This is a genomic window from Bradyrhizobium algeriense, from assembly GCF_003062295.1.
GTDB classification, from domain to species: domain Bacteria; phylum Pseudomonadota; class Alphaproteobacteria; order Rhizobiales; family Xanthobacteraceae; genus Bradyrhizobium; species Bradyrhizobium algeriense.
Map to the genome: position 1 here is coordinate 1 of NZ_PYCN01000056.1, position 19,415 is coordinate 19,415.

Consider the following 19,415-nt stretch of genomic DNA (forward strand, 5'->3'; position numbering starts at 1 on the left):
CCTGCAGCTCGGCGGTGACGTTCGACAAACGCTGCAGCGGCACCTTGAACTCGGTGTCCTCGTTGCGGCGGGAGATTTCCAAAAGCTGGTTGCGGGTCAACACCAGCTCGGAGACCATGGTCATCAGGTGTTCGAGCGTGTCGACGTTGACGCGGATCGACTGGTTGGCGATCTTGTCGGCTTCCTGGACGTCGGTGTCGGCGGCAGCGGCGCGCTTGGCCGGTCTTGCCTTCGTGGCTTCCTTGGCGGTTTCCTTGGCAACTTCCTTGGCTTCCGGCTTGGCGGCGGCGGGCGCAGGTGCGGCCGGCTTGGCGACGGGGGCCGGCGCGGGTTTGGGCACGGGCGCAGCTTCGATCTCGGTCTCGCGGAAGGCGCGTTCGAGGTCGTCGAGCGAGACCTCGCCGGGACGCAAGGGGCGCTCCAGCACCTGGTCCACCAGCGTGCCCGCAGTCATTGCGGGCTGCACCGGCGGTGCGGCGACCACGGGGACAGGTGCGGGTTGAGCGGGCGCTTCGGCCGCCGCATGCTTGGCGCCTTCGGCCATCGCGTGCAGCTTCTCGATCAGGTCTTCGTCGGTGCCTTCGGGTTCGGTCTCGGTGGCCTCGAGGCCTGCGAGGATTTCCTTGATGCGGTCGATCGAGGACAGGATCAGCGTCACGGCTTCGGCCTTGACCGGCATGCCGTCGCGGAATTTGCCCATCAGCGTCTCGCCGGCATGGGCCAGCGCTTCCAGCCGCGGCAGGCCCAGGAAGCCGCAGGTGCCCTTGATGGTGTGGACCAGGCGGAAGATGTTATCGAGGATCTTCGCGTCGCTCGGGTCCTGCTCGAACCGCACCAACTGATTATCGACCGTATCCAGGCTCTCGCTGGTCTCCGTCAGGAACTCCCGCAACAGGTCGTCCATATGAGCATGCCTTCCAAGAAATCAAATATCGGCCTGCTGCAGACTAACCCTCCGGGTTTCACGGCTACGTTAATTTCACCGTCCGTGCTAATACGGATATGGTGAACAAAATATCGTCATGGGCCGTTCGCGCTGGCGCGGTCGACGACATTTGCGCAGTCGACGACGATGAAGCCGTAGCCTTGTAGCCCGGGCGAGCGAAGCGACCCCGGGGGCCGTGCCGGACAAATAGAGTGTGGGAAGTTGTTACCACCGTTCCCCGGGGTCGCTTCGCTCGCCCGGGCTACAGCAGCCGGATATAACGATTTGGGGACTTGCGTGGGGCGAAGGTCGCGCCAGTCAGGCTGCGAGTAGTTCGTCTTCGCGCTTCACCAGCTTCCTGATTTCCTTGAGCGCCTTGTAGAGCGCGCCGGCGGCAACATGGGCGTTGGCGGTATCGATCGTGATGCGGGCGTCGGCACAATCCCCGTTCGACGACGCGGGTGAACGCAGCGGCTCACGACGTTTGCGAACCATCGTTCGTGCAGATAGGCGGCGGATATACCGCCATAGCGTCTTCAGGGATTTTGAAACGAAGATGGCGGCGGGGTTTCCCCCGCCGCCATTATCGTTGAGATTGCCGCCCCGCTTAGCGCAGGAGCTGCAACACGCTCTGCTGGCTCTGGTTGGCAAGCGCCAGCGCGGACACCGCGATCGACTGGCGGGTCGGCAGCGCCTGGCTGTTCGCCGCTTCCTCGTTGGTGTCGGCCAGCGTCAGGTTCGACGAGCCGGTCTGCAGCACGTTGATCAGGTTCTTCGAGAAGTCCTGACGGATCTGCACGATCGACAGGTTCGAACCGAGGGCAGAAGCCTGGGAGCGCAGCAGGGTCGAGGCGCTGCTCAGGTTGGCAATAACCTCGTTGGTAGCGGAGTTGTCGAAGAAGTCAGTCGACTGCAGCGAGAGGAGATTCTGGCGAACCGAAGCATGTCATTTATGGTAAACAGAGTTCTACGATGCAGGCTCTCCTTCCCGTCGCGGCGACGACGCCGGCGGATGCCGCGTAAGGCGGGAGATTGCGAAAGGCCTCCGATAGCCGCGCATCGAGCCGTCGAACGATCGCTCGCCGGCCGGCAGCGAAAGATCGGCGACGAGCCGCTAGTTCGACTGGACGGCGCCGCTGAAACGGGACCGCGCTTCGGCAAGACATTCGTTAACGACCGCCAGCAGCGCCCCGGGCGTGAACGGCTTGCGCAGGCAGCGCGCGGCGCCAAGTTCGAGCGCCATGCGCAAAAAGTCCGGCGCCGGCGAGTCGAGGTTGGCAAAGGCGTATCCCGACATCGCAATCAGGGGGATCGCCGGCGCGCGCTCGTGGAATATCCTGATCGATTCGAAGCCGCGCATGTGCGGCATGAAGATATCGACGAGCATCAGGTCGAAGCTGGAGTCTTCCAGCGCACGAAGCCCGGCATCGCCGCCATCGGCGATCGTCACCTCAAAGCCGTGATGCTCGAGATAGATCTCGATGGCCGCGCAAACCATCGGATCGTCATCGACGATGAGAACGCGTGCCATGTCAGCCCCCCGGAAGCAGATAACGTGATTTCAATCCAATCATTCCTCAATCGCAATGGTAGTGGGGCTGTCAGGATTTTCTGGTTTGATGGGAGGTGCCGGTGGCTTCCGCTGCCTCGTCGACGATCATCAGATCGAACGTGCCATCGTTCAGCGCGGCGAGGCCGCTCTCGCCGCCATCCGTGATCGCGACCATGGACCCGCACTGCTTGAGCCGCATGCCTATCTGGCAAGGCGGGTGTGCAGGTCGTCATCGACCACCAAGATGCGCCGCATGAGCCACCTCCCTCGCCGCGTCGGACGCTCAATGCGCCTTTTCGGCCATCCCTGCCAAAAGGGACGACCTTCCACATGATCGCGAGGCAGTTTTGCCTTGCGAATCAGTGCACTATGGTATTTCCGCCGCAAATCGCCGGTCTGTCTGCCCCCTACAGTGTGTAAGGGCGGTTCCAGAACCCGTGCCGTCGGGCCGACGCGACACGTTCGATCTGCCGCCTTCGATGAAAGCGGCATTGTGCCCTCTCGATTGTTGCGGGTTCTCTGGCGTTCGCGCCGCCCTGCCCGCATCTCGAAACCGCCTCGGCGGTACTCAACAACGGACCGACGCTGACCGACGCGGATAGGGCCGCAGCCGAGCGGATCGAAAGCACCTGGCACGGCATGAGCAGCCCCGGTTGATGAAATGCCCGGCGATATGCGTGCAAATGCGTCTCACCCGGTCGAGCCGCGCTTGTCGCGCCTGTCGCTGCCCGCGCGGGATTTGTGCAACAGCAAGGCACTGCCGCCGATCCAGGAATTCCTCGCACGGATGATCGGCGCGCGCGCACCCGGTCTCGATCGCGGCGCATGCGTTTCAGCCGGCGCGCCTGGCCGGCTACAGCCCGCGGGGGCACCACCGGGCGCTCACCTCTTATAATGCGGCTTTATAATACGGCCCGACCGCGGCGCCGACGGCGTGCGGCTATTTGCCAATTTTTCTTGCCCATAAAACCAATTTTTCTTGCCAATAAAATGTGCAAGGATCATCCTGTATTTCCGATTGTACGCATGAGACGTCAGAGACCGGCTTGGCCCGTAAGGCAGGAGACTGCTTTGGATTCAGCCCCTCGTTCTCAGAATGGATTTTTGTCCTCGCTGACCGCGGACGATTTCGAACTGCTTCGTCCGCATCTGCGCGCCGCCGATCTCAGCCAGGACATGGTGCTGGTCGAAGTCGACGAAACGCTCAAGCGTGCATACCTCCCGCACAAGGGCGTCATCTCGCTGGTCGTCAAGCTCGCACGCGGCGAGCATGTCCAGATCGCGATGATCGGCCGCGACAGCATCTTCGGTGCATTCTCCGCGCTCGGCGACCCCGTCGCACTGAATACCGCCGAGGTGCTGGTGCCCGGCGCCGCCTCGACGATCGATCTCGACCAGCTTCGTATTGCGGCAGACCAGAGCGCCACGTTGCGTACCGCGCTGACGCGGCATGGCCTCGCCGTCTATGCGCAAATCCAGCAGACCGCCGGCTGCAACGCCTCGCACACGGTGGAGTCCCGGCTGGCGCGATGCCTGTTGCATACGCGCGACCTTTCCGGCAGCGACAAGCTCGTCCTGACCCAGGAAGCGATGGCCCAGATGATCGGCGCGCGCCGCAACAGCGTTTCGCTGGTGGCCAACACGCTGCAGCAGGCAAACTTCATCCACTACAGCCGCGGACATATCGAAATCACCAACGTGGACGGCCTGATCAAGACTTCCTGCGAGTGCTACGCGACGGTCAAGTCGCAGTACACGAGGCTGCTGCATCCGCGCATCCACTGCGCGGCCGCATGACCGCTTCCCGCGATCGACGGCGGCGCAGCCCGATCTGTGATACGCATCTTGCCGTCGTTGCGCGCGAGGATTGCGCAATCCCCTGATACCTTACCGTATTATTACGGCCGATCGCCGCCTCTGCGGCGTTTCGCGCCGGCGCCGAGTTAACGCGCTGTTCAATGAGCCCTGATACTTGTCACGGTGCTGACGGGTGCGGGTTCGGAAAAGACAAGCGATCCTCTTTTCGCGTGCAACGCGCATTCACCTGTGTTCGGCGGCTTGCTGTTTGCGCGGAGTTAAGGAACATGGCTTTTGACTTGTCGATGCCGATCCTGGTGGTCGATGACTACAGCACCATGATCCGCATCATCCGCAACCTTCTGAAGCAGCTGGGATTCGAGAATGTCGACGAGGCCAGCGACGGATCGGCCGCGCTCGCCAAGATGCAGACCAAGCGGTACGGCCTCGTGATCTCCGACTGGAACATGGAGCCGATGACCGGCTACGACCTGCTTAGGGAAGTCCGCGCCAGCCCGGAATTCTCCAAGACGCCCTTCATCATGATTACGGCTGAATCCAAGACCGAAAACGTCATTGCCGCGAAGAAGGCCGGCGTCAACAATTACATCGTCAAGCCGTTCAATGCCGCGACGCTGAAGACCAAGATGGAAGCGGTGTTTCCCGGTTGAGCGACTGACATCCGCCGGGAGCGTATCGCTGCCTCCAGGGCCACGCCGCACGTCCGTCGCCGACGCCGACGCCGACGCCGACGCCGACGCAACGACGTGGAAGCGGCGCACTTCACAAGATTATCTTTTCGAGAGCCGGTTCGCTCCGCGTCGCGGACACGGGCTAGCCGTACTTCTACGGTTTGAGATTTTCACCTCCGGATAACGTTGACTGAGGATAGTGCAGGGACCAACGGAGTGCCCTCATGTTCACGTTTGAAACGAGCGATCAGAAGGAAGTGCGGCGTTTCCGTATCGCCCAGTTCAATGGCAGGACCGCAACCGTGCGCTCGGCCGGATCGGCGGTCACAGGCCACGTTCGATCGATCGTGGAAAACAAGTCGAGCGTTCCGGCGGCGTGGACCATCACGATCATCCCGGAAGAGCCCAGGCCCACCCTCGCATTGCGGCCCGCGCCGCGCGCTCGCTCCCGCATGGAAGACTTCTGCTGAACGGCAGCAAGCCTGCCCGCTTCCGGCACATCGATAGCTTGTGCGCCGCGCAGCGTCGCAGGCATCATTTTCAGAAAAAATCAGGCAGGCTGCAGCAACGCCTTGCGGACCAGATCTGCGGTGTTGCGGGCGCCAAGCTTGCGCATGGCCTCGGCGCGATGGCTCTCGAATGTCCTTGGGCTGATACTCATCCGCAAGGCACCTTGCTTGTTGGAGCAGCCTTCACTGATCAGGCTCAGCACCTCGCGCTCGCGCTTGGTCAGCGGCTTCTGGCCGGTCTCCGCGGCGAACATCAGGCCCGCCCTGCGGGCTCCATCCGCGGGGTGGCGGGCCCGGACCTCGCTTGTCTGCTTGCCGCCGGCATCGCAGGCCGGCGCCGGATAATTGTCCGACATCTGCTTCACCAGCGCGCAGACGCGCTCGGTCTGCTGAAGCGCATTCTCCACCACTTGTTGCAGATAGAGCCGGTTGCCGGACGCTTGCGAAAACTGGTGGCTATGCTGCTTGATCTCATTCATGTAGAGCAGCAGCGCCGTCAGGGGTCCGTTCAACTGCCGGGCAATCGTAGCGCTCGCCTCTTCCGCGGCATGCGAGCGCGCGGCGGACAGTTGGACGATCTCAGGATTCTCTTCGAGAGGTGTGATGCTTTCCATCCACTTCGAGAAGTGCGAATCAGCGGCGCGATGGTCTTGTCCTGACATATAACTATTTTTATCGGCTCCGCGCTCTTTCATGGTTAATTTCAGGACCAGTATGAATACGGAGAAATCGATCAGCGAGTCCTATTGGCAGGCCGAAACTGGCCGAAATTCACTCGAAATCGGCTATTTTGCATCAAAATGGATGGTCGAAAGGTAAATACCGTAGCCCGTTACCCCCGCATTTCTACGGTAACCGCATTTACTTTGTTAATAGACTTCAACCTGGTTCTTCTTTCCGCTTTCCGAGCCCGTTAGACGCGCGAGTCCGCGCCCCGCTCCGACGCAACATTTCCGCGCGCCTTGGCATCGCCCGGAGTGGGGATCGTCGGGCTGAGGGGATGAGAGCAGGATCCGACGGTTGTCGCGGCGACGGGATCAGGGGCGAGGCAGCTTGAGGAACTTTTCGAGGAACCGTCCCGAGACGACAAACCTGAACCACCAATAGGCCATCCGCCGCGCTTTCATCAGTTTGATCCTTGCAGACTGGGACAGACAGGCTGAGGCGGCCGCGCTTCGCCGCGGAATAGCGCAAGCGCCGTCAGTTGCGTATGATTTGCTTCACAACCGGCCGCGAAAACGCGGGGAGACAACGCCGCCCTGTTCCGCCGATTCCGATTTACAGGCCGCAGTCACCTCGCAATGATCAAGGCCCAAATCATCCCGCAACGAATCCAAAAAAGGAGACCGCGATGTCGCAAGCAAAGGGATCATGGATGAGAATGGCCGTGCTGGCCGGCGGCTTGGCTAGCGTCCTGGCGTTCAGTTCGGGCGCGACGGCACAAACCGCGCCGCCACAAACCGCATCGCCACCGGCGGAGAACGCGGCGCCGACGGCCGACAATGCCGTGATGCTGACCGTGTTCTTGAAGCACGACCAGTCGCGGCCGCTGAGCGAGCTCAACGCGCAGCTCCAGCGCCAGGGATATTACAAGGCTTTTCCGCCTGAAGGCGTCGAGGTCGCGAGCTGGTATGTGATGATGGGAATAGGCCAGGTGGTGACGCTGCGGCTGCCGGCGTCCCGGTTGCGCGAAGTCAACCGTATCCTCGAGAACACCGCCTGGGGCAGCTACCGCACCGAGTTCTATCCGACCTATGATTACAAGGCGATCGGCATCGCGGCGCACGAGAAAGCGCAGTAGGGCGGCGCGGAACAGTTCCGATCGTAATGACCCCGAGGGTCAGCCGAGCCTGGAGATCTGTTCCTCGGTCACGACGCGCTCGATGTTCTCGGTCTTGCTCTTGATACGATAGCGCGGGCGGCCGTCGGCCTCGATCGGCAGGCAGGTCACGATGGTGTAGATGCTGCGTTCCTTCGCCACGGCGCGGCCCTGCGGGCCCTGCTGCTGGTGGTGAACGTCGTCATTGATCGCGAAGTTATGGGCCATCGCCGGTCTTTCCGTTGAAAAAAGGCTTGTAGACTCAACGGCCTCGCAAGGCAACAGATCGTTCGGCGGATCTGACCCGAGATAATCTCGGGTTCCACCCGTCAGGCCATCAAGAGCGCCTTTCGCTTAGCCACCCGCGCGATCGATTGCTCGATTGCCGAACCGGACAAGGTCTTGTCGCGCAGGCTCTGTTCGACGTATTCGGCGATGGCGGCCATTTCATGCTCCTGATCGAACAGGTTGTTGCCGATGCAGAGCATGTCCATGCCGGCCTTCAGCGATTGCAGGCTGGCCTCCCTGGAGCCCAGGGCCTTCTGCAATCCCTGCATCTGCATGTCGTCGGTGATCAGTAGCGTATCCGGAAGGCGCTTGCGCAAACGGCCAAGCCCCGCCGCGGACAGCGTCATCGGGCGATCCCGGTCCCATTGCCTGACGATGGCATGGCTGACCAGCACCGCATCGCCGAACATCCTTGGCGCAAGCGAATAGAACAGCTCTTCCTGTTCGGGGACAAATGCATCGGAAATATCCATGAATTCCTGATGCGAATCCACCGCCGCGCCGCCGATGCCGGGGAAATGCTTCAGGCAAAGTCCGATGCGCTGCGCCCGCGCCACTTCGCTTGCCAGCAGCGCATTGGCTTCCACCTCAGCGATATCGGCGGAAAAGGAACGCTTGATCCTGCCGATATTGGGATTTTCGGGATTGTAATCGACATCGACCACCGGCGCGAAATCATAGTGGATGCCGAGCCGCCGCATCTCGGCAAAGCTCGCGGTGAGGATCGCGCGCTTCTCATCCGGCGCAAGACGATTGAATTCCCTTGCGCCCGGCAACGGCGCAAAGCCGCGGCTTTCCTTCAGCCGCCGTACCAGGCCGCCCTCCTGGTCGATGAACACCATCGGGCCTGACGGCAACGCTGCAATCTCCGCGCAGAGGCGCTGCACCTGTTCGGGCGATTCGATGTTGTTGTCGTATTGTTGCGTCCGGCAGGAATAGTCGAACAGGATCGCGCCGCCGAGGCCGTAGCGGGCGGCGAACTCCTTCAGCCAAACCGGGACGGTCTTGCCGAAGAAGCCGAGGATGAAGAGTTCGCCGATGGGCATGCGATAGCCCCAGGCGTGGCGCTTTCAGTCCGGTCAGGTTCAGCAAATCATCGCGCCACGCATGAGAAAGATAGCTCACTCCCCGGGCCATACCAATTGGTGACCCTGCCAATTGCTGACCCTGCCAGTTGGGTGATCCTGATCACATCGCATCGCAGCCGGCGCCTCTAGGGGTGGATCATCGCAGAGCGATCCCCGCTCTGCCCAACCTAAGGAGACGTGCATGACGAAGATCAACAAGATCATTACCGCCGCGATCGCTGCTCTGGCGTTGACCACCGCTTCCTTGGCCATCCCGGGTCAGGCTTTCGCGGGGGGTCATGGTCACGGTGGGCATGGCCACGGTGGCCACGGCCACGGCCATCACGGGCACCACGGGCATGGCCATGGTCACTTTGGGCATGGTCATTTTGGGCATGGTCATCACCACCATCGCCATCATTTCCATGTTTATAACAGCTGCTGGAAATGGAGCCCCTCCGGCCCGGTCAACGTCTGCTACCGCTATTATTGATTCGAGACCAAGAAAAGAAGCTCGCCCGGGCCGAGCGGCTCGGGCGAGTTTCTCGATTCCATGATGATCGCCGTGATCGTCTGCCTGGGCCCAGCAACCAATCTCGTTGCACTCATCGGCCTGCCGCCCCGCCAGCAAGCATTTGCCTGTCACCATCTGGGCTCCCCTGCTGCGCCAAATGCCTGCGTGGCGGCTGGGATGATCTGCCGGTTCTGCGCTGTGCCCGTTTAGCGCCAGCTGCCCGATCCTGACGAAACCTCACCAGGATCGGCCGGCCCTCGAAGCCGCAGGTTCGATGGCAGCTTGCGCCTCAAGGCTTGCTCCGCAAGCACCGCCCCCATGAACGCACACGTCCTTCAACGCATTGGTTTCGCGTGTCTTGGCTCGCGTGTCTCGGCTCGCGGTGTCTTGGCTTCGAGTTCGATGCGCGTCGAACGGAACTGGCAAAGAAAGCCGGGTTCCGGCTGCGGCAAGCTGGATATGTGATGCCTCGCACATTTGTCGGCGCGCAAGTGGACTAGGCTTCAATTAGCGAGAGGTGCGGTGGGGAGACTTCGCCCGCGTCAGTCGCCTTTCTGGCACCAAGCACACAGCTGAGAGCGTACAACAATGCGGCGCATCCCAAATTTCCGATCGATCGACCCGGTCTCAAGCCGATCATTGCGGCCAGGATTTCGTTGCGCGATTTCGGCGGCCACGACGCGAGCAGTTATCGTCATTGCTTGCTGCCTCGCTGTGCTGATCGCCCCCCACACTGCCGTTGCCGACACCGCGTCCGATCAGAAAATGGCCAATCACTACGAACAGGCGGCGCAAGGGGGCGATGACGATGCCCAGTTCTATCTTGGGGCGCTTCATTCCGCGGGCGTCGGCCGTACGCGTAGCGACGCGGAGGCATTTCGCTGGTTCTCGCGCGCTGCCGATCAGGGGCACGCCCACGCCAGTTTGATCGTTGCCGGTCTCTACGCGAGCGGGCGTGGCACAACGAAGGACAATGTGAAGGCCTATAGCTGGGCCTACATCGTCGCTTCGGCGAGCAAGCTCGACGAGGACCGCAACGGTGCGCGGCAACTGATGTCGCTGCTCATGAAGAAGATGACGAGCGATGAGATCGGCCGTGCAGTGGTGGCCGCGAGAGCCTGGCGCGCCGTTCGGACTGCTGGCGCGACCAAGGCTGCGAATATCGAAAGAGCTATTGAGCAGGACCAGGCCTCGCCCGCGGCGCCCCCTCCTGCGCCCGCGGTCGTGCAGCCGGCGCCCGCAGCCTCGGCGGCGCCCGCGGTCTCGCAACCGGCTTCATCCAACGTCACGGTATTGCCGGCATCTCCCAAGGCTACGTCGGCAGCTCCAGTGAAGAATGCAAAGCGAGATGATGCGCGTGAACTGCTCGACCAGGTTCCTCCGGGCCTGCGCAAGCGATTTGGCTTCTGATTTAAGGGGACGCACCATGAAATTGCAGCATCTCGTCGCAACCGGAATTCTGGCCATCGCCACCGCAGGGGCCGGCTACTACGGCTACTCCCATTTGCTTCATCCACCGCTGGTGACCACCAGCTATGCGAGCCTCGCGGCGGTTTCCGAAGCCGTTTACGGAACCGGCACGGTCGAGCCCGAGCGCTGGGCCAAAGTGGTGCCGCTGCAGCGCCGCCGGCTGGTCGACCTTTGCCGATGCGAGGGACAGGTGGTCAAGTCCGGCCAGATCCTCGGCCGCCAGGACGACGCCGAGGAGCGCAGCGCGCTGGAGCAGATGGAAATCAATCGAGGCCAGCTCGAACGTGATCTGACGCGCGCCGAGAAGGATCGCGACAAGAACGACGCCGCGCGCACCGAGTACGAACAGCGCTGGACCAAGCTCGAGGAAGCAAAGTCGCGGATCGCCGCGCAGAAGGTGCGGCTCGACTCGCTGATTTTGAGAGCTCCGCTCGACGGCATGGTCCTGCGGCGTGACAGCGAGGTCGGCGAGATCGCCGGTCCCACCGATGTCCTGTTCTGGGTGGGACCGCCTGCGCCGATGCAGGTCGTCGCCGAAATCAACGAGGAAGAGATCAACCGCATCGCGGCCGGCCAGAAGGCTTTTCTGCGAAGCGAGGCTTTTCCCGGAAGGGCGCTGCGCGCCACGGTCTCCCAGATCACACCCAAGGGCGACCCGACCCGAAAAACCTTCCGCGTCTATTTGCGGCTGCCACAGGATACGCCGCTGCGGATCGGCATGTCAGTCGAGACCAACATCATTTTCCGCGAGAAGCCGGCGGCCATCGTCGTGCCGGCAGAGGCCATCGCAGGCGATGCGGTTCAGATGGTCGATGACGGCCGGATCAAGCGTGTGCCCATAACAGTCGGCATCCGCGGCAGCCGCAACACCGAGATCATCGGCGACGTATCCAAGGGCACCACCGTGCTTTCGCCCGCACGCAGGGATCTCGCTGACGGCGCCAGGATTCGCATCGACAACAGCCTGACCAGATCCGCGGAGCCGGCAGCCGTGGGCGAACCGGCCGATCAGCCTGGCGCAACGCCCGAAGCGGCCGTGGTAGCCTCGGCTACCACAGCGCCTTCGGATCCCGATGATGCGGTGATTTCGGCAGCAATGACCGCCCACATCGATTCCGTGGTCAGTGACGCACGTCGCAGCTTCATCAGCAACAGCCGGTAGCCGCCGTGAAACTTATATTCAACATCGCATGGACTCATGTCAGCACCCGGGTGCGGCAGACCCTCGTTGGCATGGCTGGCGTGTCCATGGGCGTCGGCTTCACCATCATGATGGCGGGCCTGATGCAGGGTTCGCAGATCGACTTCCTGCGGCAGCTCGTCGACACCATGCCGCATATCACGGTCGAGGATGAGCGGCGCTCCGTGCCGACGCAACCCGCAGAGCAGGAATATGCGGCGGTCCAGATGCCTGATATCGCCAATGTCGGCAAACGTCCCGGAATCAAATATCCGGAATCGGCGATGAGCTCACTGCGCTCCTGGATACCTGGAGACGTGGCGCCCTCGGCGAAGACCACCGCGATCATCAATCACGGCGGAGCGCGCATCGGCATCACCTTGACCGGCATCGACACCCGCCGCGAGGTTCAGGTCTCGAAACTCGCCACGCAAATGCGTGAGGGAAAGCTCGACGACCTTTCCCGCGCGCCGAACGGCATCATCATGGGTGAGGCCCTGGCCGAAAAACTCGGCGTGAAAACCGGCAACACCGTCCTCCTGATCGGCGGACAGGGCGTCCAACTGAATTCGACGGTGGCCGGGCTATATCGCTCCGGCCTGAAGCGTGTCGACGAGAGCCAGATCTATTCGCTGATGGGGCCGGCGCAGGTCATGATGGGGCAAAGTGGCGTCGTCAACCAGCTGCGACTGCGGTTGAACGATCCGATGGCGGCGCAAAAGGTCGCAGCCCAGGTCGAAGCGCAGACCGGCTACAAGTCGGTGTCGTGGCAGGAAGCCAATGCCGACTTGCTGTCATCCTTTACCGTGCGCGATTTCATCGTGCTCACCGTGATGGGCGCGATGTTGCTGACATCGTCCTTTGCCACCTACAACATCATCTCGACGATCACCCACGAAAAACGTCAGGATATCGCGATCATGAAATCGCTGGGCATGCGCGAGTATGCGGTGCGGCGGATTTTCATCATCGAAGCCGCCATCATCGGCGTGGTCGGCATCCTGTTCGGGTGGATCCTCGGTTATCTGCTCTGCTACGGCTGGTCGAAGATCACGATCTTCAATCCGCTGACGGGCTCTACCGTTCCGCTGCAGATCTATTACTCGCTGACGCATTATTTGATCGCCGGCGGCATATCCCTGCTCTGCTGCGCAGGGGCGGCCTATTTCCCGGCGCGCAAGGCAACCAGCGTGCATCCAGTTGAAATCATCCGGGGGGCATCATGACCGAGGTCGCTTTGCAGGCGGTGGAGCTGGTTCGCCGCATCGAGGGCGCGGTTTCGCACACCCTCGTCAACGGCATTGATCTTGCGGTGAACAAGGGCGAGTTCGTCGCCATTACCGGGCCGTCGGGATCGGGCAAATCGTCGCTGCTCTATCTCCTGGGCCTGCTCGATGCGCCCAGCGAAGGCGAGGTCATCATCTGCGGTCAGCCGACCTCGAAACTGTCGGAGTCGGACCGCGCCGACGTCCGCCTGACCAAATGCGGTTTTGTGTTCCAGTTCCATTTCCTGCTGCCGGAGTTCACCTCGCTCGACAATGTGCTGCTGCCGATGCGTGCCGCGGGCATTATGGCTGAAGGCGAGATGCGCGAGCGCGGCCTTGCTTTGCTGGATTCGCTTGGACTTGCCGAGCACGCCAACAAGCGCCCCAACCAGCTATCCGGCGGCCAGCGCCAGCGCGTCGCCATCGCCCGCGCGCTGGCCAACCGCCCCGAGATTATTGTCGCCGACGAGCCGACCGGTGCACTCGATACCGCATCGACCGAACAGGTGTTTTCGATCCTCCGCGACATCGCAGACCAGGGCCAGACCGTGGTCGTGGTGACCCACGATCCCGCGCTCGCCGCCCGCGCCGACCGCCGCATCCACATCGTCGACGGCAAGATCGCCGAGATCACGGAGCGGGGCGGAGGGGAGCTGGTTTGTGAGACGGCGAGTTAGCGATTACCGGTCCTGATACAAAATATCGAAAACAACCCCATGCAAAGTAGGATCGGGACCAGTTCGCAGCACTCGGGCCGCTTGCGTTGGTCGCCCTGTCGCGTCGCGCATTTCAAGGCGACGCGCGCCCAATACGACGAAGGCGAAGAGATTCCAGTAGTGGATATCGACGAAGCACCACGCCGACTCGCCGTTGTTCGACACATACGAAGGCGGCGGCGCGTTCGAACACTTCACGCCGCTCCACTGGATAAACCCAACCGACAGACGCGCCGGTCGCTAAAGATTAAGCCGACAGACCCGCGGCATGGATAAAGCCCCAATTGCGCGCCCGAGCATCTTGGATCAAATCCTTCCATTCGATGATCTCGATAGACCCTCGGTATTTTCCACTTAGCTCTATCCAGCGCCCCCGACCATTCGATGTCGATCGCCACCCACTGGTTTGAACGTCCAGATTGCCAACTATGTCAGCCACCACGTAGCAGTGGAAAATGCAGTCGGAAGCAATCCGGATATTGTCTCGATTGAAACTTTCGATGCGTCCAGACGAAAGCTCATTGAGATACCGCATGACTTGGTTGAATGGCGAATAGCGCTCATCGTAGTCCTTGCGGTTTGGCTTTTTGAATTCGACCAAGAGCACATGTCTCAGAGGTTCCTCTTTAAATCCTAAGCCGTGAAGGCGATTGAACAGCAGAAGATCCGGCTTGTCAGTGCTCTTAAAGTCTTCGATTAGCTTGGAGAATGGTACATCGGACGCGAAATAGCGGGCGAAAGCGAGGCGCTCATCGATCACCCACAAATCGTGGTCCGAATCCTCAACTCTCGCCGGGTCGTCACCCCGAACACGCATGGGGCAGATGAATTGGTGCAGCGTCCTTTCCAGGTGGAAGTCATCATCTTTCCCGTCGATTTCGCGAACCCGACGTATTAGCACCTCCATAACGTCCAAGACCATTTTGCGACGAAGAACATACTCGGTCAGTTGCCGCTGCTCCTCTTTCTGCACTTCGTCCGCGGCTTCATGAACGGCTTCGGCGAAATCTTCCGGCACGGACTTTTCCGAATCCAGAGTCGCTACGATTGCTTGCACTCTATTCCGCCGTTCTTCATCACGACGGATTCGAAGCGGTATCAACGCTTGCGCGAACTGCTCCGCCTTTATCGCGTTTTTCGGAGTGCGCTTCAGAAGGTCATCGGCCTCGTCAAAATGGAACGAGGGGTACTCACGAAGAAAGCCTTCCATCGTTTTGAGTCGACCGCCGTCAAACTCAGCGATTTCGTTCTTCAGTGCGTCGGCCCTTGCATGGCTGGCACACAACTTTGCAATTTCTTCGACAGTCTTTTCATCAAAATTAAAATTGGTGCGTTCCTGATTCACTCGGTCGTCGAGGAAAGCACCGCTCACGCAGCCATGATAAATGCAATCGTCGTCTTCTCCGAAACGACCGATGCCCAATAATCCGTCGATCTTTCGGGAAATTACGGTTCTACCGTTGGCGACGTAGTGAAGCTGATGCGTTCCGTCAAAATCCGCGCTGGCCGCTTTCTTGCAGATAAAGTTTGCCAGTTTCAGGGTACCGAAAGCCTCATGTTCATCTAGTACGGAGGTGCCTCGATCTTCGACCAGAAGGTCTCGAACGTCCTCGGGGAAACGGGCAGACTGGCCATCTACAAACAGCGAAATGGCCGGCGAATCGCCTAAAATGAAATCGGCGAAGAAGTGCGAACCGAAATGACGAACTACGGATGCGGCCTGACTTGGGAAATGCTTTTGGTAAGCAACTCCGCGGATTCCGCTGAGAGTTATCGTGGTACCGGTGTCGGTATCGGAAGATACTTCACCTTCGACTTCATCAACGATCTGATCGTTCTCATCCAGCTGAAAACGAAATGATCGCCGGAATTTCTTAGCACCCTGCGCGTAGAAGCTATCGATTTTCACGGACTCGAAGGCGTCGAGCCATAGCAAACGCCCGACTCCTTTTCCTCCTCGCTCAATTTTGAACGGCGTGTCGGTAGTACGAAACGCTTTGAACCGGTCGGGACTTAACCCCACACCATTGTCTGAAACGATGGCTTCGAACTTACTTGGATTTTTGAGATTCTTAATCGTTACGTCTATTCGACCTTTTGCGATTGCGCCTTCAAGAAAGCGGTCTTCAACAGCGTGGGTCGCGTTACTGATAGCCTCAAACAATGGCTGCAACGCTTCGGCCACCTTGGATGGCTTTGGCAGACGCTTGACGCGATTAACTACGTCACCGAGCATCGCGGTCATAGTGATTTCCCCTGTTCAACTTCTTTGCCATCCTCGAAGAAGTCGAGGTTCATCACTAACATTCCCGCGTCACCTAAGTCTCGGATAACGACGAGACCCGTCGCCCTCACAGCTGCATGAAAGTAGCCTATCCGATAGCACGCTGAACGTGCAATAGTGTCAAACGCATCTTGGGAGGCACCGATGCGCGTGAAGATACATACGCGGTATACTGGCTATTTCGTCATGAACCTTCAGGCAATAGAGACGGCCATACGGGCATTTCTCGAATGCCGGGATGGACGCGCCCTTTCCTTTCCACAGCCAGGCGAAACCGAGGTCGATGAAACGTGGCTTACAAAGTTCGTCTATTTCGGTCCCCTGGTGAAAGAATACAACAACTCGTTGAACACTGAGTTCGAGCGAGAGCATTGCATGTTGGACGATAGGATAGTTGATTTACGAAACGCATTCGCGCACGGGCGACTATTCACCGACTTCGAGAAATTTCCGGCCCGCCTATGGAAATTCGGAAACAAGAACGGCGACGGAAGGATTCCCGTTGAATTTTGCGAACTGCTCACGCCGGAGTGGCTTTTGAAAAACCATAACTTCGTTGCACGCGAGTACGAGAAAGTGCTGCGCTGTTATAAGCACCGGAAGTACAAAGGGCTGCGCTAACCGCTAATACCCTTGCTGTAGTTGACGACCTCGCCCCAGTTTGGACGGGGATCGACCCAGCCGACGCTCCCGCACTTCGTACACTTCAGGTGCGCCAGTATGTCAGGCCATTGCCATTCCGGCAGGTCGTCCAGCTTCACGGCCGACGAATGCCAACAGCGTTCGCGGGGGTCACCGTCAGGCGGCCCGACGCAGTAGCCAAGAATGGTCTTGAATCCATCTGCCTTCATGGCGGAGGGCGTGCCGTCAACCCAATAGCGCAATCGGGAATTCGGTTTTCGACGCCGCAGCATACCGCCACGAAACGCCCGGCAAATCTGACTCGCAAATCATACCATCCCTTGTGCGCGGAACAGCGGCACGCCGCAACTGACGGCGGGTGTGGATACGTTTGGGACGAATCGACTGTCAGAATTTCGGTAGGTCAGGAACATCGCGGGAAACGAAGTGCCGCCGTGGCGTCCAACTGGAAAAATCAAGAGTGAATGCAGAGGTTCTAGCGCCGCGAATGCGCACCCAAGGATCATTAAGCTCAGCTGCGGTAAAGGTTGCCGGAATCTCGATTGCGAACTCGCCTGCATCAATTTCCATCTCTTCGGAATTGATCTCTGCAAGCTTATAGCCATTGGCAACAACGTGGATGGTTTTGACTTTTGTGGCGAGAGAAGCGCTTAGATACGGAAGATAGGTAGCACCATCTAGGTCACGCAAAGACAGGCGAGGTTCAAAGCGCAAGAAACCGCTATCGTGATGGTAGGTCACGTAGATAGACTTTGCTGTTTCCGCCCCGATAGAGCCACCCGAAAAATGCCCCTCCCATTTTTCACTCTGGTCGTTGCGGGAATTACGGCCATTCTTCGCTCTCTTCTTGCGCGAGGAAAGCCGTGGCGCTTCCCATTGCCCGTTTCTGATACCGTGCTTAAAGCCTCGCTTGCCTCGGTCATCATCACCGTGATCTGCGGACCCAAAGAACAACGACCCAATGCCGTGCTTCTCTTCCACTAGGAAGAGATCGCAGAACGCACGAAAATGACCGATCTCATCGGCTTGGTATGTGCGATCTAATTCAAATATCAACGTAAGGCCACTGAGAACATCGCTTGCCTCTTGAAGAAACAGAAGACGGTCAAGCATCCGCTCTACGCGCTGAAAACCCGTCGCGATAAGTGATTGAATGTCGTCACCCCACCGAGCAAAAAAGCTCGCCTGTTCAGCGTCTGACAGAGCTATATCAAGGTATTGGAAGCGAGCCGCAAACCCATCAACTGTGTCCAACGACACGCGCATGCGCTCGCGATCAAATATGTCGGTTTCCGCGAAACCAATTTCAGCAGCTTTTGCCTTCAAGGCTTTTTGTTCAGCGACGGTAAGCTTGACGTTGGTAAAAAATACAAACACGGATGGAGGCGGCTGATTTTTGATCGCGGCGTTGGCGTCTTCACGGAATTTCTTTTTGATCGCACGCTTTTGCTCTTGGGAATCATTTGCCCCGATAACGAAGCCAACCGCGCCTGCCGCCTTCTGCTCGCCTTTGAAGATAGCATCAATGTCGCTACCGCCATCCGGGCCGCCGTGAGGGTGTCGCGGTCGTACGTCAGAGAAACGCTTGTCCAGAGCGAGAATGGCAAGGCACATGCGTTCCCGCGCTAACTGATTGCTGTCGAGGTGGGACTTCAGTTCTTGGTCGGTGGTGTAGGGCATGTTTCTAACCAACCCGCTGGGATGATGGTATTACGCGTCGGGCTGTTCGATCCGGGGTTCATCCAGTCGCCGCAGGCACGCAAATGCTAACCATGACGACCCTGCGTCCGCTGCGCAATGGCTCGCCAATTGCGCGTCCGCGCTTGCCATCGACGCAGCCGACTTGACCGCGTTGGCAAAGCGGTTGGCATGCGAGCGCTAACGTTGCACGGCCGCGCGTCGTCGATGATTCATCAGTCTCGGCGCGCGGTCCGGTCAAGCCCCGACGCGTGTCAAGCGGCGTCCGCTTTCGCCGTTCGACCTTGCCGACGACTTGACGTCGCCGCATCGCGTCGTGGCGCGCCGATGCGCTAACCAGCCCCAGACGCGCCGGATCACCAGCCCGACAGGACGCGCATCAGCGGGCTTCTTAGGCGGTCGGGTTTGCTGCCATTTTGTCGGGTAGGGCTCAGGGTAGGGCTACAAACTCAATCCGAAAAATTATGTAATGATTTCAATGAGCGGCCCGAGACATAGGTGACATTTCGTACCGGACACATGGGTTACACTTTTCGCTTTTTTTGCAAGCGGGAGGTGTGGATGCCGTGGAAAGCGAGCTCGGTGATGGAAGAACGGCTTCGCTTTGTTGCCCGCCTGTTGGACGGGGAGGCCATGACGGATGTGTGCCGGGAATTCGGCGTCTCCCGCAAGACCGGCTACAAGATTTTCGATCGCTACAAGGAGCACGGGCTTGAGGCGCTGAGCGATCGCTCAAGACGGCCGGTGCGCTATGCCAACCAGCTGCCGGAGCAGATCGAGGGCCTGATCGTCCGCCTCAAGGCCGAGAAGCCGCACTGGGGCGCGCGCAAGGTCCGGGAACTGCTGGTCAGGCGGCTCGACGGCGATATCCGGGTTCCGGCCAAAAGCACCATCCATGCGGTCCTCGATCGCCATGGCCTGGTCAGGCGCAGCGGCGGGCCGCGCCACCGCGCGCGCGGCACGCCGCTATCCGCGGGCGCCGGCCCCAATGATCTGT

21 protein-coding genes and 1 pseudogene are annotated in these 19,415 nt (G+C 60.0%); 11 read left to right on the plus strand and 11 right to left on the minus strand.

The annotated features are described in order from the left end of the window. From C7G61_RS39880 to C7G61_RS47140, 5 genes and pseudogenes are all read right to left on the minus strand, one after another. On the minus strand, positions 1-904 hold a 904-nt coding region (locus C7G61_RS39880; RefSeq protein WP_190242213.1), incomplete at its 3' end, for an Hpt domain-containing protein. Positions 905-1,243: 339 nt separating this feature from the next. Continuing rightward, on the minus strand, positions 1,244-1,420 hold the full coding sequence (locus tag C7G61_RS39885; protein WP_108523060.1) for a flagellar biosynthesis repressor FlbT: 177 nt from the start codon (positions 1,418-1,420) through the stop codon (positions 1,244-1,246). A 112-nt stretch (positions 1,421-1,532) separates the two neighbouring features. Then, positions 1,533-1,832 (minus strand): annotated as a pseudogene (locus tag C7G61_RS39890) (flagellin); the annotation flags it as partial. Between the two features lie 207 nt (positions 1,833-2,039). Beyond that, on the minus strand, positions 2,040-2,456 hold the full coding sequence (locus C7G61_RS39895) for a response regulator (RefSeq protein WP_108523061.1): 417 nt from the start codon (positions 2,454-2,456) through the stop codon (positions 2,040-2,042). Between the two features lie 70 nt (positions 2,457-2,526). Continuing rightward, positions 2,527-2,652 carry a hypothetical protein gene (locus tag C7G61_RS47140; RefSeq protein WP_274542312.1) on the minus strand — a complete coding sequence of 42 codons (126 nt, stop codon included), beginning with the start codon at positions 2,650-2,652 and terminating at the stop codon, positions 2,527-2,529. Positions 2,653-3,503: 851 nt separating this feature from the next. Between C7G61_RS47140 and C7G61_RS39900 the strand changes: the two genes are divergently transcribed. The 3 genes from C7G61_RS39900 (at position 3,504) to C7G61_RS47305 (ending at position 5,436) form a co-directional block, all read left to right on the plus strand. Then, on the plus strand, positions 3,504-4,274 hold the full coding sequence (locus C7G61_RS39900) for a Crp/Fnr family transcriptional regulator (protein WP_190242214.1): 771 nt from the start codon (positions 3,504-3,506) through the stop codon (positions 4,272-4,274). A gap of 287 nt (positions 4,275-4,561) precedes the next feature. Continuing rightward, entirely contained in the window at positions 4,562-4,945 is a 384-nt protein-coding gene (locus C7G61_RS39905; RefSeq protein WP_108523063.1) for a response regulator, read from the plus strand. 245 nt (positions 4,946-5,190) lie between these two features. Then, positions 5,191-5,436, plus strand: coding sequence for a hypothetical protein (locus tag C7G61_RS47305; RefSeq protein ID WP_108523064.1), 246 nt, complete (start codon positions 5,191-5,193; stop codon positions 5,434-5,436). Between the two features lie 80 nt (positions 5,437-5,516). Here the strand turns inward: C7G61_RS47305 and C7G61_RS39915 are convergent, their stop codons facing one another. Continuing rightward, a complete protein-coding gene (locus tag C7G61_RS39915) occupies positions 5,517-6,137 on the minus strand; it encodes a helix-turn-helix domain-containing protein (protein ID WP_108523075.1) in 621 nt (206 codons plus the stop codon). A 713-nt stretch (positions 6,138-6,850) separates the two neighbouring features. Between C7G61_RS39915 and C7G61_RS39920 the strand changes: the two genes are divergently transcribed. Next, on the plus strand, positions 6,851-7,276 hold the full coding sequence (locus C7G61_RS39920; RefSeq protein ID WP_108523076.1) for a hypothetical protein: 426 nt from the start codon (positions 6,851-6,853) through the stop codon (positions 7,274-7,276). Positions 7,277-7,315: 39 nt separating this feature from the next. Here the strand turns inward: C7G61_RS39920 and C7G61_RS39925 are convergent, their stop codons facing one another. Both C7G61_RS39925 and C7G61_RS39930 read right to left on the minus strand, forming a co-directional pair. Beyond that, positions 7,316-7,522 carry a hypothetical protein gene (locus C7G61_RS39925; protein WP_108523065.1) on the minus strand — a complete coding sequence of 69 codons (207 nt, stop codon included), beginning with the start codon at positions 7,520-7,522 and terminating at the stop codon, positions 7,316-7,318. 101 nt (positions 7,523-7,623) lie between these two features. Then, positions 7,624-8,628 carry a glycoside hydrolase family 3 N-terminal domain-containing protein gene (locus tag C7G61_RS39930; protein ID WP_108523066.1) on the minus strand — a complete coding sequence of 335 codons (1,005 nt, stop codon included), beginning with the start codon at positions 8,626-8,628 and terminating at the stop codon, positions 7,624-7,626. A 223-nt stretch (positions 8,629-8,851) separates the two neighbouring features. On the opposite strand from C7G61_RS39930, the gene C7G61_RS39935 reads away from it, so the two are divergent. From C7G61_RS39935 to C7G61_RS39955, 5 genes are all read left to right on the plus strand, one after another. Next, positions 8,852-9,142 carry a hypothetical protein gene (locus tag C7G61_RS39935; protein WP_190242216.1) on the plus strand — a complete coding sequence of 97 codons (291 nt, stop codon included), beginning with the start codon at positions 8,852-8,854 and terminating at the stop codon, positions 9,140-9,142. A 786-nt stretch (positions 9,143-9,928) separates the two neighbouring features. Beyond that, positions 9,929-10,573, plus strand: coding sequence for a tetratricopeptide repeat protein (locus tag C7G61_RS39940; protein ID WP_190242217.1), 645 nt, complete (start codon positions 9,929-9,931; stop codon positions 10,571-10,573). Positions 10,574-10,589: 16 nt separating this feature from the next. Next, a complete protein-coding gene (locus tag C7G61_RS39945; RefSeq protein ID WP_190242218.1) occupies positions 10,590-11,795 on the plus strand; it encodes an efflux RND transporter periplasmic adaptor subunit in 1,206 nt (401 codons plus the stop codon). A gap of 5 nt (positions 11,796-11,800) precedes the next feature. Further along, positions 11,801-13,039 (plus strand): ABC transporter permease, encoded by a 1,239-nt coding sequence (locus C7G61_RS39950; protein WP_145963783.1) that lies wholly within the window; start codon positions 11,801-11,803, stop codon positions 13,037-13,039. Then, a complete protein-coding gene (locus C7G61_RS39955; protein ID WP_108523070.1) occupies positions 13,036-13,755 on the plus strand; it encodes an ABC transporter ATP-binding protein in 720 nt (239 codons plus the stop codon). The genes C7G61_RS39950 and C7G61_RS39955 overlap by 4 nt, the downstream gene beginning before the upstream one ends. A 286-nt stretch (positions 13,756-14,041) precedes the next feature. Here C7G61_RS39955 and C7G61_RS39960 read toward each other — a convergent pair whose 3' ends face one another. Continuing rightward, positions 14,042-16,039 (minus strand): ATP-binding protein, encoded by a 1,998-nt coding sequence (locus C7G61_RS39960; protein ID WP_108523071.1) that lies wholly within the window; start codon positions 16,037-16,039, stop codon positions 14,042-14,044. A 183-nt stretch (positions 16,040-16,222) separates the two neighbouring features. Between C7G61_RS39960 and C7G61_RS39965 the strand changes: the two genes are divergently transcribed. After that, the gene (locus tag C7G61_RS39965) at positions 16,223-16,699 is read left to right on the plus strand and encodes a hypothetical protein (protein WP_108523072.1); all 477 of its coding nucleotides are present in this window, start codon (positions 16,223-16,225) and stop codon (positions 16,697-16,699) included. Here the strand turns inward: C7G61_RS39965 and C7G61_RS39970 are convergent. After that, a complete protein-coding gene (locus tag C7G61_RS39970; RefSeq protein WP_108523073.1) occupies positions 16,696-16,962 on the minus strand; it encodes a hypothetical protein in 267 nt (88 codons plus the stop codon). The genes C7G61_RS39965 and C7G61_RS39970 overlap by 4 nt on opposite strands. A gap of 145 nt (positions 16,963-17,107) precedes the next feature. After that, positions 17,108-18,400: a hypothetical protein gene (locus C7G61_RS39975; RefSeq protein WP_108523074.1), complete on the minus strand. Its 1,293-nt coding sequence runs from the start codon at positions 18,398-18,400 to the stop codon at positions 17,108-17,110. Positions 18,401-18,979: 579 nt separating this feature from the next. Here C7G61_RS39975 and C7G61_RS39980 point away from each other — a divergent pair. Further along, on the plus strand, positions 18,980-19,415 hold a 436-nt coding region (locus tag C7G61_RS39980), incomplete at its 3' end, for a helix-turn-helix domain-containing protein (protein ID WP_145963784.1).